Here is a 16,497-nt window from a genome sequence, read left to right as displayed (position 1 = left end):
TCGGAACTAGCAATGCGTAAATTTTTACTAATATTAGGACCAGGGTTATTATCAGTCTGGATAAGTGGATGTGAATCTCTACCATTTTTTAACAGAGGAAACAGTTCTACTGCCAATACCCCAGAATCTTCTCCTACTCCCATAGACCCTCCAGAATCTCCTTCACCACTTGCTGTTGACGAACCTTTCCCATCTCCAGATGTTCCCCAAAAGTCAGATACGGCAAAAGACTTAATTAGGTCTACAGACCCGAATGAAAGAACACAATCCCTCCAACAAGAAGTTCAAACTCAAACACCTACTTCTGTTTCAACCATTCCAGAAACCAGAGACCCTTTCTCAAATTTACCAAGTATTCCAGTACCAAGTCGGAGACCGGATCGAACAGGAGATTCTGTATCTACCCAACTTCCTGAATTAGATAGTCAACAAGTACCAAATATTCCAACTCTACCAGAAACCAAATCCCCTTCTTCTTGGAGAGAACCAGAGTTAACTGTAACTAGAGAAAACCAAGGGACAGACTCAAACCAAGTTGCTCAACAACAAAATTCACAACAGCCATCTGCCACAAACAGACAAAATTCAAGTTCAGCTCAATCTCCCTCTCCATCAAGAGAAACAATAACTCCATCAAGACAAACGGCCAACAATAGGCCACCGCAAAATACAAACAGACAAGTAGCATCAGGAAACAATACTCAGTCAGGGAAAAATAGTAATGCAACAGTTGCCACTCATCCTCCAGGTACTACACAACAATCACAATCTCAAGAGCCACCACCTCCACCAAAACCCCCAGAGTTGCCCAGTTCATCTACTCAACAAGTACCATTTATACCAGAATTGCCAATAGGGTCAACCCCACCTCCTCAGTGGCGAGGGCCAGGTTTTCCACCACCACCACCGCCACCTCCACCACCACCACCTCCACCACCACCTCCACCAGATACTACTATTGCCGATGGTATAGAAGTTAGTGGAGTTGTGCAGGTAGGAAATCAAAAGCAAATCATTGTTAAGGTTCCTACAGAACCTACAAGTAGATATGTAAAAATTGGACAACGACTAGCTAATGGTAAGGTATTGGTAAAGCGAGTGGACTTTAAGACAGGAGCTGACCCAGTTGTTGTGTTTGAGCAAAGTGGTGTGGAAGTTCAAAAAGAGGTAGGAAGTCAGCCAACAACTGAAGAGTAAAAAAAATAAATTATCCTAATTTTTTAGACTTGCTCTACTTATTTGGCTGTGTCCCTATAAACAGGCTTCATCATTACCAATGCAGTTGTTGCTAGACAATGATTTGGCCACAGATACACTGATGAGCAATCTGCATTCTATGAAGCTCCAAAAAAGGCAAGGCTTTTGCCCTTGCATCCTCAAAAAAATTATGATAGTATTTTATTATTGGGTGTAACTCGCCCCTACATATGACTTTTTATTCAACGCAAAAACAGCATTTCGCCACTGAATATATATAGAAGAGATACTCACACTATCAAAACACCAGAAAAGTCATCATTCTGTGAAGCTCTAAGACAAAGAAGTTGTGACACCGAAAAATGTTTTACCCCATCAACACATCCATATATACTCATGCAGAAGTGATCACTATATTCACAACCAAAGAAAAATTATCATCCTGTGAAGCTCCAAAAAAGTAGCAAGGCTTTTGCCCTTGTATCCTCAAAAAAATTATGATAGTATTTTATTATTGGGTGTAACTCGCCCCTACGCATGACTTTTTATTCAACATTAAAACAGCATTTCGTGACTGAATATATATAGAAGAGATACTCACACCATCAAAACACCAGAAAAATTATCATTCTGTGAAGCTCTAAGACAAAGAAGTTGTGACGCCGAAAAATGTTTTACCCCATCAACACATCCATATATACTCATGCAGAAGTGATGTAGCTACCGCACTTGCTCCGCCAACGCTATTATTCACAACCAAAGAAAAATTATCATCCTGTGAAGCTCCAAAAAAAGTAGCAAGGCTTTTGCCCTTGTATCCTCAAAAAAATCGTGATAGTATTTTATTATTGGGTGTAACTCGCCCCTGCACATGACTTTTTATTCAACATCAAAACAGCATTTCGTGACTGAATATATAGCGTTGCTTTTCAGTAATTATCTATATCCCACAGTTCTGTAGAACTCTATATAATAATGGAATCAAAAAATAATAGAAACTCTTTAAATTAATAAATAGGCTTGATATTGGCCATGATGCTATCAATAAAACAACTAAAAATAGCAATACTAACAGCTTCTTGCCTGGGATACACAATTTTGATGTGGCATCCTCAGTCCTTAATGGCACAAGAACAAACAGAAGAAGAAGCACCTTTGTGTGAAGGAAACCCTCCTACTGGCAGAGTGAAATGCAATTATTCCAATGGAGATAATTATGCTGGAGATTTTGTCAATGGAAGACCAGAAGGAAGTGGTGTATATGTCTATTTGAATCGTAATCGCTACGAAGGACAGTTTAGGAATGGTCTGCCTAATGGACAGGGGACTTTTATATTCTCTGATGATTCCAGAGTGACAGGAGTATTCCAAAATGGACAGATTAGGTCAGGTACAATTATTTTCGCCAATGGCGATCGCTTTGTCGGAGATTTTAACTTAGTGGAGAATCTGTCTAATAATGTGATTAGTAGTCAGCCTACTGGTCAAGGTCAATTTATTTATGCCAATGGCGATCGCTATGAGGGAGATTTCTTTGCTGGCTCTCCTTTTGGCCCAGGAGTATTTACTCGTGCTGATGGTATACGATGTCAAGGAGATTTTTATAATTCAGAACTAGATGGCAAAGGAAGTTGTACATATCCTAATGGAATTCGTTATGAAGGAGAGTTAAGAGGAGGAATACCTCATGGTGTCGGGATTATTATAGATGCTGAAGGAAAAAGATTTCCCGGAGTATTCCGTAATGGTCAAAGGCAAGAAGAAACAAATTAGTCAATACTACTATACAGAATAGATGAAAAATTCTCCATTCAGAATCGGAGGGGGATGAAGGAAGAATAAAGCTTTTTTGGTATTAAGTCACTAATAGTAGAAAAGCCAAAGCTCTTCTAAAAACTATTTAATATCAAAGCTTTTCCATAGTGTTGTGACCAGAAAAATGGGTTTCAAGCCTCGCCCTTCTAGGGCGACTTTTTAGTTGATTTTTGTCTATAAATATGTTATTACTTTGTTAGTTTAAAAGTCAAGTTATGAAAGCTAGATTTAAGTACCGTATATATCCAACCCCGGGACAAAAATACCGATTAGCCAAGCTATTTGGCTGTGTCCGTGTGGTTTGGAATGATAGTCTAGCTTACTCCCAACAGAAGTATAAATCAGGAGAAAAGAAACCTAATAATTTAGAACTACAAAAGCTTTTTATTACATCTGCTAAAAAGACTGAAGCAAGAGAATGGTTGTCAGAGGTTTCTAACATACCATTGCAGCAATCATTGAATGATTTAAATCAGGCTTATCAAAACTTTTTTAAATCAACTCAAGGCAAGAGAAAAGGTAGACCTGTTAGACCTCCTAAATTTAAAAGTAGAAAGTCAAAGCAAACTGCTAGGTTTAGAAAAGGTGGCTTTAAGATTAGTCAACATAAAGTCTATTTAGCCAAGATAGGAAAGCTGAAAATAGTATGGTCAAGAGAGTTACCTGCTGCTCCATCATCAGTAACAGTAATTAAAGATTCTGCTCATAGATATTTCTTGAGTTTTGTAGTAGAAATACAACCAGAAGTCTTACCTAAAACTGATAGTTCAGTAGGTATAGATTTAGGCATTAAAACCTTTGCTACATTTAGTAATGGTACAAAGGTTGATGCTCCTAAACCACTTAAGAAACGAATTAAGAAGTTAAGAAAGTTAAGCAAGTCATTATCTCATAAAACTAAAGGCTCTAAAAGGTATGAAAAAGCCAGGATTAGAGTTGCTAAGTTCCATGCCAAACTGAAAGATACAAGGACAGATTTTCTACATAAATTATCTACTGAAATAATTCGTGAAAACCAAACAATTGTTTTAGAAGATTTAAACGTTTCTGGGATGGTTAAGAATCGTAAATTATCCAGGGCTATATCCGATTTAGGTTGGAGACAATTCCGAACACTTCTAGATGGAATTGCTGAAAAATATGGTCGCGATTTTAGAGTAATTAATCGTTGGGAGCCTACCTCTCAAATTTGCTCAAATTGTGGCTTTAAAGGTGGGAAGCTAGACCTTCAGGTGCGAGAATGGGAGTGCCTCAACTGCGGTGCAAAACACGATAGAGACGAGAATGCAGCAATAAATATATTAGTCGCGGGCGGGCAGTCCGAGACAAAAAACGGACGTGGAGGCAAGCGTAAGACTACCGCCAAGGTAGCAGCAGCCTGTGATACGTCAACCCACCGAGGAGCTTAGGCTCGGTAGGAATCCCCGTGCCTTTAGGCCGGGGAGGATGTCAAAAAACAGCTCCTCTCCTTTAAACACCAAATATCTGTATATATCTCTACTTTTTGCTGACTGATTTATAAGTAGGGCATGCTGAAAAAATCTGAAAACGGTTGATTTGTTATTCAAAGAAAAGGTGATTATAATTTTTTATTATCATCATTAACTAAGTTATAAGTTTAAATGATTAAATAGACCGCAAAAACAGTTTTTTCTCCAAAAAGGTATAAAAAAAGAGAAAAAGCCTCTTCCGGTGAGGGTAGAAAGGTTGATTACTAAAAAAGTAATTGCGATCGCGCAGCGGAACGGAGTTCTATGGCAGTTGTGGAAGTTTCAGAAAGTTTAGCCATTACTTTTCCCAAACTAAATCCTCTTTTTGCTTGCCCGAATTTGCCCTCAATATGGTTCCGTAATCTTTCATCTAATTGAGTTTGTTTTTTCTGCTCTTTATCAATATTTTTTGATGGTCTTCCCAAAGGAGGACCACTCATTCTAATACCTTTCTCTTTACAGATTTTTCGGTTTTCTCTAGTTCTATAAATCTGGTCTGCATGAACTGACTCTGGGTAATGACCTGTGTAATTTTTAAAATCTTCAACTTGAGCTTTTAAATCTACTGACTTATTATAGTTGACCAACAATTATCGGTGTAAAAATACATATCCATCAATGCAATTTGCAGATAATTTGGCTCCAAATTCTGTGTTAATTCCTGCTTTTACTCTCACTATGGGACGGACATGAGGTTGATTTATATTTACTATTCTGTCATCTATTCGTTTTTCTTTGTTATCCCACATTGATTGTTGCTGACGATATACTTCACTCACTACTAGCAATGTTTTATATTGTTTTTGACTCAGACTTTCTAGACTGGCACTATTCTCTATTAGCAGCTTTATGGTTTTTAAATTTTTACTTACATATTTCAGTTGTTTTTTGATGGCTTTCCTGATTGCGTTACGAATAGGTCGTCTTTTTTTTGCTACCTTTAAGTATTCTTTTATTGCTATTTGACGGCAAGTAATAGGTTTTTTATTAAACTTACTTTTGATTGGTTCATAGAGAATATCTATGATTTTTTCGGTTTGAATTCTCCCTTGATTTAATAGATTTAAGTCCGTCGGATAGCTGATATCGGCAGGAGCGCAGGTGGCATCTATGATTAATTTATAGCAATGTGCGCTGGCATATTTACAAATTACAAGAGATGTCCAATAGCTAAAAGCCTTATAATATCGGTTTTTTATTCCCCCTTCCGGAGCTGTTGCTTTCCGGAGCTGTTGCCTGCGCACAGCGCTATACCTTGATTTTGATGCTCATTGATTTCTTCTAATTTTGTGTTTTTTTTCCTCTTCATTTTCCTGATTTTTACCTCACGGGGCGACAATGGCCTCAAAAGGTATTGCTAACAATGGTTTAAAGGATTAAAGTAACTCTTGAAAATTGCAATCAATAGTGAAAATGATAATCATTATTAGTAGGGGTTATAGTTAAGCGTACGCTCAACTACAACCCCATCTTAAGTTGATTTATTTTTCAATTTAAGGCCACTAATAAAATTTATATCAGCCCACTAAAAATTTTTTTAGTTATTAAATAAACTGTGAACTCTTGAAAGTACAAATACTTAATCTAATAACATAGACATCGCTTTTAATCCTCTTTGATAATCGGGCTTTTTCTGTGGTGATAGATTCATCATACCTTGGACAATATCGATTAAATATTCCCAAGCTATGACCCACAATTCACCATAAATACCAAGCCAAAAATTACTATGTCTTCTATCTTTTTGAACAGGTTCTTTCAATGGAAAAATGTATTTTTGGTAACCGGATTTTTTGATAATTTTACCTTGTTGGCATGAAATAGTATAAGCAATAGCAATGAGTAAAACTAGATTGGTCAAACCTTGGGTATTAGCTTGACTTCCTTCTAGATTATACCCCCCTGTTTTACAGTCTTTAAACATAGCTTCAATACCCATTCTTGACCGATAAATTTTTAATACTTCATCTAAATTGTCAAGATTTGTCAATAAGTACCATGGTTCTGTCTTGAGTGCGTCTTTCATTCCGAGGAGACCTCATCAATTAGCACTCGCTTTTTCAACTTTCTGATTATATTTACCTTTCCAATAAGCTGCTAAATTAAATTGACCAAACCCTTTTTTTTGAGTAAGATTAATATTACTCAAAAGATTTTAGTCCCAGGACATAGAGGCAAAGAACTCAATTTTTGATAATTTTTGCCTGGTTTTCTATAGTAAGTATTCATTTTTTGTCTGAAAACAAAATAAATTTTTGAGGTGATTTTCGATGTTTCAACCAGTGAAATAACTCTGGAGCATGGAATTCTCTATCTCCAATAATTACTAATTCATATTTGTTTAGTAAACGTAAAACAGGCTTAATAAGTGCTTTCTGCTCTCCTAAATTACTACTACCTTTCTTGTCTAAAATTTGCCAATAAATAGGTAAAGCACGTTGTAAGCATTCAGCCGTCAGCTAGCCTCCTGTGGTCGGAACTGCGAACTTCAGCTAGCCTCCTATGGTCGGAACTGCGAACTTCAGCTATTAATTTTGGGGAAGGTAAAAATAATTGATAAATTGAGACAGAATAAAAGTTACTGTTAAAGTTCCCTCCCTAAATCTTAGAAGTAAAGTTACTGTTAAAGTCCCCTTCCTAAATCTTAGAAGTAATAAATAATTAGGGTTTGCTGATAGCTGACTGCTAATAGCTGAATGCTTACGGCACGTTTTTTGTAGATTACACCTATAACAAAAATATTCTGAGCTTTCCCCTATCGTTCTATCAATGGTTAAAATTAGCCGACTACCTAGAGAAAATTATTAATCAAGAATTTTCTCTATAATGAGGAACCAATCACATTGGTAAACTTAAAAGAATATAATGCTAAAAACCGTTGAATGTGGCGACGACGACTTTCATATTTAATGGGAAGAGGAAAACAAGCAGCTAACCTTTCTATTTGGACAGTTAAATGGAGCAGTAATTAACCAAACTAAAATTTTTAAAGTTTGAAGTTGAGTATTGGTCAAAGGTAAGCATTTCCTCCGGAATGCTGCGCAAACAGCCGTCAGCTAGCCTCCTGTGGTCGGAACTGCGAACTTCAGCTAGCCTCCTATGGTCGGAACTGCGAACTTCAGCTATTAATTTTGGGGAAGGTAAAAATAATTGAGAAATGAGACAGAATAAAAGTTACTGTTAAAGTCCCCTTCCTAAATCTTAGAAGGTAAGCATTTCCTCCGGAATGCTGCGCAAACAGCCGTCAGCTATCAGCTAGCCTCCTGTGGTCGGAACTGCGGACTTCAGCTATTGCTTTTCGTGTAGCTTTAAAGCTGTATTAATTGAGCTAGAATTAATCTTACTACAAAAGTTTTTAAAGCCTATATTCATTTAAACTATGTCCTTAAAAGCAGGGTCTTATTGCGCTCGAGCTGACTACTAATAGCTGTTAGCTCCGCATTCCGCAGGAAATACTTACGAAAATATAGTATAAGTTAAACGAATTTTTACTTCATTCTTTAAAAAGCTGACAGCTGACCGCTAATAGCTGAATGCTTACCTTAGAAGTAATGAATAATTAGGGTTTGCTGATAGCTGACTGCTAATCGCTGAATGCTTACGGTCAAAGATTGTTTAAAATATGACTCATACAATGATAAAAATTGCATTTGGGTCGGTCTATTTCTGTAAGAGGACCGACTTTTTTAACCATAAAATGTGACTTATGGCTACCATTAACAGTTGACATAACAATCAATTAAGATTGGGGATACTGATGGGTAGCGATCGCCAATACCCCTACTAATAATGATTATTATTTTTACTATTGAGCGTAATTTTCAAGAGTTACTTTAATCCTTTAAACCATTGTTAGCAATACTTTTGAGGCCATTGTCACCCCGTGAGGATTTTTACCCTGAGTCTTAACCATATCTGAATTAATTTGATTGATTAATTCTGCACCTATTCTCTCTCTAAAATTAACCAACATTGAGGCATCAAATGGGGCTTGGTTGTTCTAGGATTCAAGGCCGATAAACTATTGTAAGTAAGGGTTTTCCTTAATTTTATCTACTGTTTCCCTATCACTTATACCCAATTTCTCTTTAATAATTAACGCCCTTGGGCGCCATTCTAAAGGAAATAGGGTGATCCTCTTTCTTCAGAGAATAAACTGGCATATTTATCTTCATATTCTGACCAAAAAATTAAACTAGCCATCACTACCCAACCATTGTCTGGGGATAATTGGCCATTGAACAGCAGTTCAAAATTTTCTGGTGCAGTGTTACGTTGGCCTACTTTTCTGTACATGGTGTGTGCAGTTATAGATACCTGGTTTTTTGTCTATTTTAGCTGAAAATTGGCTACAATTTCTGATTAGAAATGCCTTAAATTCTTACTGAGTAAGTTTTTGAAATTTATTCAGCAAACCCTAAGTATTCAAACGGAAATTATATAACTAATAAGTAGATATGACAGGCGATGTATCTAAAAGTTTTCTGTATGTAAAAAAACTCAAAAATTAACCCCTTTATTGATAGTTTCAGAAACCAATAAACTTGAATTTGTAATACTTAATTACCACTATTAATTTGAGAATATAAAAGAATTATAAGTTGAATGAGGAAATAATTTTATACATTTAAATAATGCACTAATATTAACTCTCATTCCAGGGGTTTTTCATTCTAAACTATACCATTTTATGGTAAGCATTCAGCCGTCAGCCATCAGCTAGCCTCCTATGGTCGGAACTGCGGACTTCAGCTATTGCTTTTAGTTTAGGATAAAAGCAATATTTAATTGTCTTACTATCAAAGCTGGCTTCCTTGCTCTTAAAGTCAGTTGTTAATTTAAACACTGTCCTTAAGAAGAGAGTATTGTTGCTGAAGTCCGCAGTTCCTCCGGAGGAGGCTAGCTGACTGCTAATAGCTGTTTGCGCAGCATGACCTAGGAAATGCTTACATTTTATGTATTGACGAAACCACGTTATTCCAAGTTTGAGGAAATGTATCTTTAGCTGTCTGAAAATCAATAAATTCATGGCTAAAATCTAGAATGATATCAAATCCATGGGCTTCGGAGTAATATAATTCCTATGGTCAGTAGGGAAAAAAGGCTATTTTACTCTAGAAGACTAATAAATTATTCCTCAATACTGAATTATACCAATGCTACCGGATTTAATATGAAATGACCCTGTGATTAATTAGCCATAATCAAAATTATATAGCTGTTGAAGCGAGAATATTTTTTCCGTACCGAATGCGGAGCAAACAAATTTCCCCTTGTTATTTACTCTCTATTCCCCATTACCTATTTCCTAAATTTTTTACCAAAAAAGAAGGTCTAAAGCCTCCCCTTTCAAGGGGATAAAAAAGCGGTCGTTTGCGGAGCATGACCTAGGATGGGATGGCGAGGTCCCCTCGCCATATCCAATCGACCAAGACAGCGGTCGTTTGCTTTTGCTTTTGCTTTTCTTCGCAAAGCTGGCGCAACGCAAAGCTGGCGCAACGCAAAGCTGGCGCAACGCAACGCTGATGCGAAACGCGTATCTCGGAACGGAGTTCTATCTTCGGAGCTTCCCGTAGGGTGGGATGGGGAAGAAACCTCGCCATATCCAATCGACCAAGAGAAGATAAACTTCAGTATTTCAAGCCTCTGGCAATAGCTGCGAGGTACTGATAACTGATAACTGATAACCGAAATGACTATGGGTATTCAAAGAGACATGATAGAAATTATTCATAATAATTTGACTATTTACTATTCTCTTAATATCCACAAGAACTCACAGGTTAAATTAAAATTGGTATAAAAGAATAAAATCTAGAAATATTCAATTGCTAAAAGCAAACAAATTAAAAAAACATGACAGCAAGCACCTCTACTTCCTCTGGAAACCAACAGTTTCCCTTTAATTTTGCCCCCCAACCTACGCAAGATAGTGATGTTCTTCAACAACTAGAATTTATTCCTGGCTTAAAAGAAATATTGACAACTAGACAAGTTCATGCTCTAGAACACGCTACAGTTTGGGTACTCAGTGAATTAGCAAACTCAGGAAATTCAACATCCTTTGACGAATCAATTGGAGGAATGTCTACACCACAAGGATTTTACCTTTATGGTTCAATAAATGAATCTCAATTAGAGGAAGCAGTAGAAGTAGCATTACAACGAATTACTTCTGGAGAATGGGACTTGGCAGTACATCCTAGATGTGGGACAAACTTATCAGTGGCAATGACTCTTACTCTAGGATTGGCTCTAGGTATAAATACACTTATGCCCAGGAAACCAATTGAGCAACTCTTAGGTTTTGGCATTGCAGCTACAGCAGCACTCCAAATAGCACCAGAGCTAGGTAATTTAGCCCAAAAATATTTAACAACTGCTATTCCTTTCAATTTAAGAGTGGTAAATATTTCTGTAACTCAAGATTTATGGGGTCGTCCAGCTCATTTTGTTCAAGTATCCTGGCTCAATTAATTGCAACAAAACTTAAAAAAATCTCAGACTTAAAAGATATAGGATGAGAGGACGGTTTTACCATTCTTAAACTTTAAGGGAAAAAAAATTCATGGTTCAACGTGGTTCTAAAGTTCGGATTTTACGCAAAGAATCCTACTGGTATAACGAGATTGGTACAGTTGCTTCCGTTGACAAAAGTGGCATCAAGTACCCTGTTATTGTTCGCTTTGACAAAGTAAATTACACGGGTTTTAGTGGTAGTGCAGCTGGCGTTAACACTAATAACTTTGGTACTTCAGAAGTAGTAGAGGTAGAAGCTCCTAAAGGTAAAAAGAATTAGCCTTAAACTATTCTTTGAACCCAGAGCTATAACAAAACCTCATTTGAACAATTCTAATTAAATAAACAAAAATAGGCCAAAACTGGCTCGGATCGATGCTTAACTAGAAAAAATTTCTACAGTGTCTATATAATAATTAAGACTCTGAAAATTATAGTTAGGACTGTGCCAGAACTGCCAGAAGTAGAAATAGTAAAACGAGGTCTCAATCAACTGACTCTCAACAAAAAAATAGTGGGTGGGGAAGTGTTGTTAGAACGCACAGTTGCCCACCCAATTTCTGTAGGTCATTTTTTGGGCGGTTTGCAGGGAAAAGCGATCGCGGGGTGGCATAGACGAGGTAAATATTTACTTGCCCAACTCTACAAGTGGGATACAAAAACTCCAAAACTTACGCAACTTAAAGAAAGTCAAGATGGTTGGTTAGGAGTACATCTACGAATGACAGGCCAACTGTTATGGGTAAAACCAGAAGAAAGTCTACATAAACACACCCGAGTGAGAATATTTTTTGGCGATCGCTCTTCAGGAGGTGAAGGTCATCCTACCCATGAATTAAGATTTGTAGACCAACGCACTTTTGGCCAGATGTGGGGAGTACCACCCGCAACAGAAATATCTCACATTATTACTGGTCTGAAAAAACTAGGTCCTGAACCATTTTCCCCTGAATTTGGCCTAGAATATCTGATCAAAAAACTTGATAAAAGACATAGAGCAATTAAAACAGCCCTTTTAGACCAGACAACAATTGCAGGGTTAGGTAATATTTATGCTGATGAAGCACTATTTCTCAGTGGTATTAGACCAACAACTCTGTGCAAAGATTTGACAGAAACCCAAATAGAACAACTGCATCTAGCTATACTCAAAGTATTACAAAATTCTATAGATGCAGGTGGTACAACATTCAGCAACTTTCTAAATGTTAAGGGAGTTAATGGTAATTATGGTGGTGTAGCTTGGGTTTATAATCGTGCTGGTCAACCATGTAGAATTTGTGGTACTTCTTTAGAGAAAATTAAACTGGCGGGTCGGTCTACTCATTTTTGCCCTCAATGCCAAGAAGGGTAGTAGAAGTTGAGAGTTATCTGCTCCGACTTAATCTTCCTTATAGAAGCCATTTGGTATCTATTTAATAAGTTACAAGTCCAATACCCATCTGGGTTTTATGATTGTGGCAGTCATTTTTCATAATTTTTCGGTTTCCTGAACCCTTATAGTTATTAGGCCGCTTAAAACGGCTTTTCTGAACCCTTTGTATTTCAAGAAAATATACCAAATGGGTTCTATAAGACCAGATTTTGGCAGCCCCCTCAATTTAGAAGTTCATATTTTCATTAATGGATAATTGATAATTGATAATTGATAATTACCTCTGGTTAAAACCGTTACGGAATTGAATATAAGGAAATATCCTAGCACTTTTTTTCCCTTTAAAAGGGGAGGCTTTAAACGAGAATTATTGAATTAGGGCTTGCTGAATAAATCTAAAAGCATTGACAGATAAAGGTTGTAGAATTTTTAGATCTAAAAAAGTGTTAGCTTTTCGGTGGAAAGAGCTGCATAAAGCTAGTATTTTGGGACGATTATGACAGAACAATCTTAGGACAATTCTTACTCCTACCTCCTCTATAATTCCCCGTTCCTCCTGACTCCTGACTCCTACCCTTACCCATAAGACTTTTTCAGCAAACCTTAATTATTAATTATTCGATAACTGTTAGGTTCAACGTTGGGTCATTTGCCCTCATTCCATATTAGAATTTCAACAGAAAATAAAAGAGATGGAAATCATATATGGCAAACATTAAAAAAGGTAGTGTAGTTCGTGTTGTGCGAGAAAAACTTGAAAATAGCTTAGAGGCCAAAGCTAGTGACACAAGGTTTCCTCCCTATATATTTGATAGTCAGGGAGAAGTTGTTGATACAAAAGGAGATTACGCTTTTGTCAAATTCGGCAAAGTACCGACTCCAAATATTTGGTTACGATTAGATCAGTTAGAAGAATTCAAGTAGAAATACCTTTTTCCAACTTGATACGGTCTCGGGGTCTCCCGTTATAATCTTCGATTTAACGGGAGGGGAATTGCCGAGCTGCAAATTAAACAGGTATCGATTGATGTTCAAATATAGCAATAAAGAGTAGTATAAAAATTATGATAATTATTCATTGCTACAAAATTAAGCCCACTTTTGAACAGTCAGTCAAAATTGATTATTGGCTAGAACTGTTGCGAAGACATTGGAATTATGCACGCTTGTCAAAGACTAGACTGGTTAAATAGAACTAGATGTCAAGTTGACCGTTGTTCATTAATTTCATGTCCTATTGGTGAAATTTCTAGTAGACCAGATTATTATTTTCAGCAATCAGCACTTAAACAGACAAAACAGTTATTTCCTGACTACAAAGAAATCTCCATACGAAGTTCAACAAATTAACTTACAAAGACTAGATAAAGCTTGGAAACGTTTCGGCTAAGAGCCGACATGAAAGGCTAATACCTGACAAAAAGGGTAAACGTGGAGGACGACCAAGATTTAAAAAATCAGGAAAATTAAGGTCATTTTGTTTCAGTAGAGTTAATCATCCGCTCATCAGTAATTAAATTTGATGGAAAACAAATAATTACTACGAGGTTTGGTGCTATTCCAGTCATAGTTCATAGACCAATTCCAGATGGGTTTGTTATCAAAACTGCAACTATAACCAAAAAAGCTGACGGTTATTATGTGAGTTTTAGTTTAGAAGATAAGTCAGTTCCTAGTTTAATTTCTACAGAAAATATCAAAACAGCTATAGGTATTGATGTCGGCTTAAAAGAGTTCTTAACTACCAATACTGGCGAGACAGTTTCTGTCCCTAAATTCTATAGAAAATCCCAATCTAATTTAGCAAGAAAGCAAAAAAAAGTATCTAGAAAAGAAATAGGGTCTAACAACTGGAGGGTAGCACAAAATAGAATAGCTAGATTACATCAACATATAGCTAGACAAAGAGAAGATTTTCACTATAAAACTGCTCATAAATTAGTGAAAGAATATGACATGATTGCAGTGGAAAACTTAAATATTAGAGGTTTAGCAAAAAATACTAAACTATCAAAATCAATTTATGATGTAGGTAAATAATGAATAATGAATAATGAATAATGAATAATGAATGATCTCAAATCCGTTGGCTTCACAGTAGTATAATTCTGTCGATCATCATACAATCGGCAAGAAAAAATGGCCATTCGCCCCTACAATATAGACTCTGAATCTTTAAAGATTAAATAACACCGATGCTACCGGATTTGATATGATTCTTTAATTATTAATTATTAATTATTAATTATTAATTATTTAAGGTGTTCATGTAAGTAGGGGCGAATGGCCATTCGCCCGTACATCCTCACAATACATCACATGCATTGTAGTAGTTGCGGTCAAAAAGTACCTAAAACTTTATCAGTTAGAACTCATTCTTGCCCTAAATGTCAAACAGTTTTGGATAGGGACGAGAATGCAGCAATTAATATATTAAATAAAGGGTTAAACGAGGTGGGTATCATCTTGTCTGCTTGTGGAGGCTTAGGCGTTAGTCAGCCTGTGAAACAAGAAGCTTCTTTGTTTGAGAAGCTCCCGTTATAATCTCCGATTTAACGGGAGAGAACTTCACTGGCGTTTATTGATGGTTTCATAAAAATAAGGGAATCTGGAGATGTCAACAGAAAATCAGAATTTAGAAGCAGAAACAAATATTAATTTAGAGTCCGCTCAAGAAAGTTTTGGAGAAGAAAGTGTTGAGGATGTAAATAAAACTCGTTTGCTACTTACTTTATGGGATTTAGGGGGAGAAGGAGAAACAGCAATAGGAGTAAAAAAAAGTGAATTAACTACTAGAGTTAAAAGGAAAAAATACGGTAAAAAATAGGTAAATATCAAGGAGTATATGAGGAGTTAGAAAAATCAGGAGCAATTAGAATTGAGGTAAAAAATAGAGCAGTATTAGTTTTTATTACAGATATAGGTAAGGAAATGTTGGGAAAGGGTTTACAAAATCCTGATTTTAATTTTGAAGGAACTGTAGTAGCGGCGAGGTTAGCAAATACGCTTTTGAGATGGATACGAGACATAGGTAATCATAAAAATTTGAAAATGGAGATAGAAACAACGGTAATTTCTGAAGGGAAGTTACATGAAGAAGAATAATAATAAATTGATAGAAGTAATGTTATAGCGATGGGATGGAACAATTTTACGCGCGCTGTATTTCTGATAGAATAGGGAAAATTATAGATATCTTTATATGAATCAGATTTGGTATAAATTAGTAAGTATAAAGATTAGAAGTAATTATTCATTTTTTCAACTCAAATTAAATGTATCATTAAAAATCTATAAAAATATTATTTTCTAATGGTATTTACACATTATCTGGTCAAAAAATGCCTGTTTGCGTAGCATTCAGCAAGAAAAGTCTGTCTGTATAAGGGAATTACCGAATTATTAATTATTAATTATTAATTATTAAATAATTCGCGCCTTGAAGCCTCCCCTTTAAGGGGAAAAAAGCGGTCGTTTGCGGAGCAGTCCGTAGGATGGGATGGCGAGGTCCCCTCGCCATATCCAATCGACCAAGAGAAGAAATAATATTTCCTTATATTCAATTCCGTAACGGTTTTAACCAGAGGTAATTATCAATTATCCATTATCAATTATCAATTAATGAAGTCTACGCCCTAAAAATAGCTGTAACCCTTGGTAGTGAAAGAATTATACCTTTTTGACGTGAAACTCTCTACCTATATATATTTGGGACTATTTTATGTTTATGCCTCTATTTTGTGTAAGTCCCACTAATACATCCATTACTAACAACTCTTGGCAATTTTGAATAGACTGTATAGGAACATTTACTGACCTAGTTGCTAAAGCTACGGATGTTCAATAATTGATAATTGATAATGGATAATTGATAATTACCTCTCCCTAAAAGGAAGAGGATTGAATAAAAGGAAAATTTTTCTTGTTTCCCCTTGAAAGGGGAGGCTTTAAACCTAAATTATTTAATTATTTAATTATTTAATTCTTAATTCTTCGGTAAAATTATGATTTATAAACTACTATCAGAAAATGTAGACTGCCTCCTTTATATGTTTAGCTCAGATCAATTATTTTTGGTGAGTGGAAGAGATGATAAAACTG

13 protein-coding genes and 2 pseudogenes are annotated in these 16,497 nt (G+C 36.1%); 12 read left to right on the top strand and 3 right to left on the bottom strand.

Annotated features, from left to right (window positions below; genetic code table 11):
* Positions 1–12: 12 nt before the first annotated feature.
* The 3 genes from SAGCYANO_RS29515 (at position 13) to SAGCYANO_RS29505 (ending at position 4,421) form a co-directional block, all read left to right on the top strand.
* Positions 13–1,197: a hypothetical protein gene (locus SAGCYANO_RS29515; RefSeq protein ID WP_202223321.1), complete on the top strand. Its 1,185-nt coding sequence runs from the start codon at positions 13–15 to the stop codon at positions 1,195–1,197.
* Between the two features lie 1,032 nt (positions 1,198–2,229).
* The gene (locus SAGCYANO_RS29510) at positions 2,230–2,970 is read left to right on the top strand and encodes an MORN repeat-containing protein (protein WP_202223320.1); all 741 of its coding nucleotides are present in this window, start codon (positions 2,230–2,232) and stop codon (positions 2,968–2,970) included.
* A gap of 257 nt (positions 2,971–3,227) precedes the next feature.
* Complete coding sequence (locus SAGCYANO_RS29505; RefSeq protein WP_202223319.1) at positions 3,228–4,421, top strand: RNA-guided endonuclease TnpB family protein; 1,194 nt, start codon at positions 3,228–3,230, stop codon at positions 4,419–4,421.
* Between the two features lie 201 nt (positions 4,422–4,622).
* On the opposite strand, the pseudogene SAGCYANO_RS45925 reads toward SAGCYANO_RS29505, so the two are convergent.
* The 3 genes and pseudogenes from SAGCYANO_RS45925 to SAGCYANO_RS45920 form a co-directional block, all read right to left on the bottom strand.
* Positions 4,623–5,623 (bottom strand): annotated as a pseudogene (locus tag SAGCYANO_RS45925) (transposase); the annotation flags it as partial.
* 458 nt (positions 5,624–6,081) lie between these two features.
* On the bottom strand, positions 6,082–6,528 hold the full coding sequence (locus SAGCYANO_RS29490) for a hypothetical protein (RefSeq protein ID WP_202223316.1): 447 nt from the start codon (positions 6,526–6,528) through the stop codon (positions 6,082–6,084).
* Between the two features lie 1,878 nt (positions 6,529–8,406).
* Positions 8,407–8,798, bottom strand: a pseudogene (locus SAGCYANO_RS45920) (transposase); the annotation flags it as partial.
* Between the two features lie 1,560 nt (positions 8,799–10,358).
* On the opposite strand from SAGCYANO_RS45920, the gene SAGCYANO_RS29480 reads away from it, so the two are divergent.
* The 9 genes from SAGCYANO_RS29480 (at position 10,359) to SAGCYANO_RS29440 (ending at position 15,501) form a co-directional block, all read left to right on the top strand.
* A complete protein-coding gene (locus SAGCYANO_RS29480) occupies positions 10,359–10,979 on the top strand; it encodes a DUF6391 domain-containing protein (protein ID WP_202223314.1) in 621 nt (206 codons plus the stop codon).
* Positions 10,980–11,070: 91 nt separating this feature from the next.
* A complete protein-coding gene (locus tag SAGCYANO_RS29475; RefSeq protein WP_202223313.1) occupies positions 11,071–11,301 on the top strand; it encodes a photosystem I reaction center subunit IV in 231 nt (76 codons plus the stop codon).
* Positions 11,302–11,466: 165 nt separating this feature from the next.
* Positions 11,467–12,375, top strand: coding sequence for a DNA-formamidopyrimidine glycosylase (locus SAGCYANO_RS29470; protein ID WP_202223312.1), 909 nt, complete (start codon positions 11,467–11,469; stop codon positions 12,373–12,375).
* 726 nt (positions 12,376–13,101) lie between these two features.
* Positions 13,102–13,320 carry an NAD(P)H-quinone oxidoreductase subunit O gene (locus SAGCYANO_RS29465; RefSeq protein WP_202223311.1) on the top strand — a complete coding sequence of 73 codons (219 nt, stop codon included), beginning with the start codon at positions 13,102–13,104 and terminating at the stop codon, positions 13,318–13,320.
* A gap of 234 nt (positions 13,321–13,554) precedes the next feature.
* Complete coding sequence (locus SAGCYANO_RS29460) at positions 13,555–13,746, top strand: hypothetical protein (protein ID WP_202223310.1); 192 nt, start codon at positions 13,555–13,557, stop codon at positions 13,744–13,746.
* A 144-nt stretch (positions 13,747–13,890) separates the two neighbouring features.
* Positions 13,891–14,436 (top strand): transposase, encoded by a 546-nt coding sequence (locus tag SAGCYANO_RS29455; RefSeq protein ID WP_307785991.1) that lies wholly within the window; start codon positions 13,891–13,893, stop codon positions 14,434–14,436.
* A 243-nt stretch (positions 14,437–14,679) separates the two neighbouring features.
* Positions 14,680–14,940: a zinc ribbon domain-containing protein gene (locus SAGCYANO_RS29450; RefSeq protein ID WP_307785990.1), complete on the top strand. Its 261-nt coding sequence runs from the start codon at positions 14,680–14,682 to the stop codon at positions 14,938–14,940.
* A 70-nt stretch (positions 14,941–15,010) separates the two neighbouring features.
* Complete coding sequence (locus SAGCYANO_RS29445; protein ID WP_202223308.1) at positions 15,011–15,223, top strand: hypothetical protein; 213 nt, start codon at positions 15,011–15,013, stop codon at positions 15,221–15,223.
* Positions 15,224–15,327: 104 nt separating this feature from the next.
* Positions 15,328–15,501 (top strand): hypothetical protein, encoded by a 174-nt coding sequence (locus tag SAGCYANO_RS29440; protein WP_202223307.1) that lies wholly within the window; start codon positions 15,328–15,330, stop codon positions 15,499–15,501.
* Positions 15,502–16,497 lie beyond the last annotated feature (996 nt).

Origin of the sequence: Okeania sp. KiyG1 (assembly GCF_014132355.1) — a bacterium.
Taxonomy (GTDB): domain Bacteria; phylum Cyanobacteriota; class Cyanobacteriia; order Cyanobacteriales; family Microcoleaceae; genus Okeania.
The sequence above is the reverse complement of the archived record's forward strand: the minus strand, read 5'-3'. Positions and strand labels throughout refer to the sequence as shown.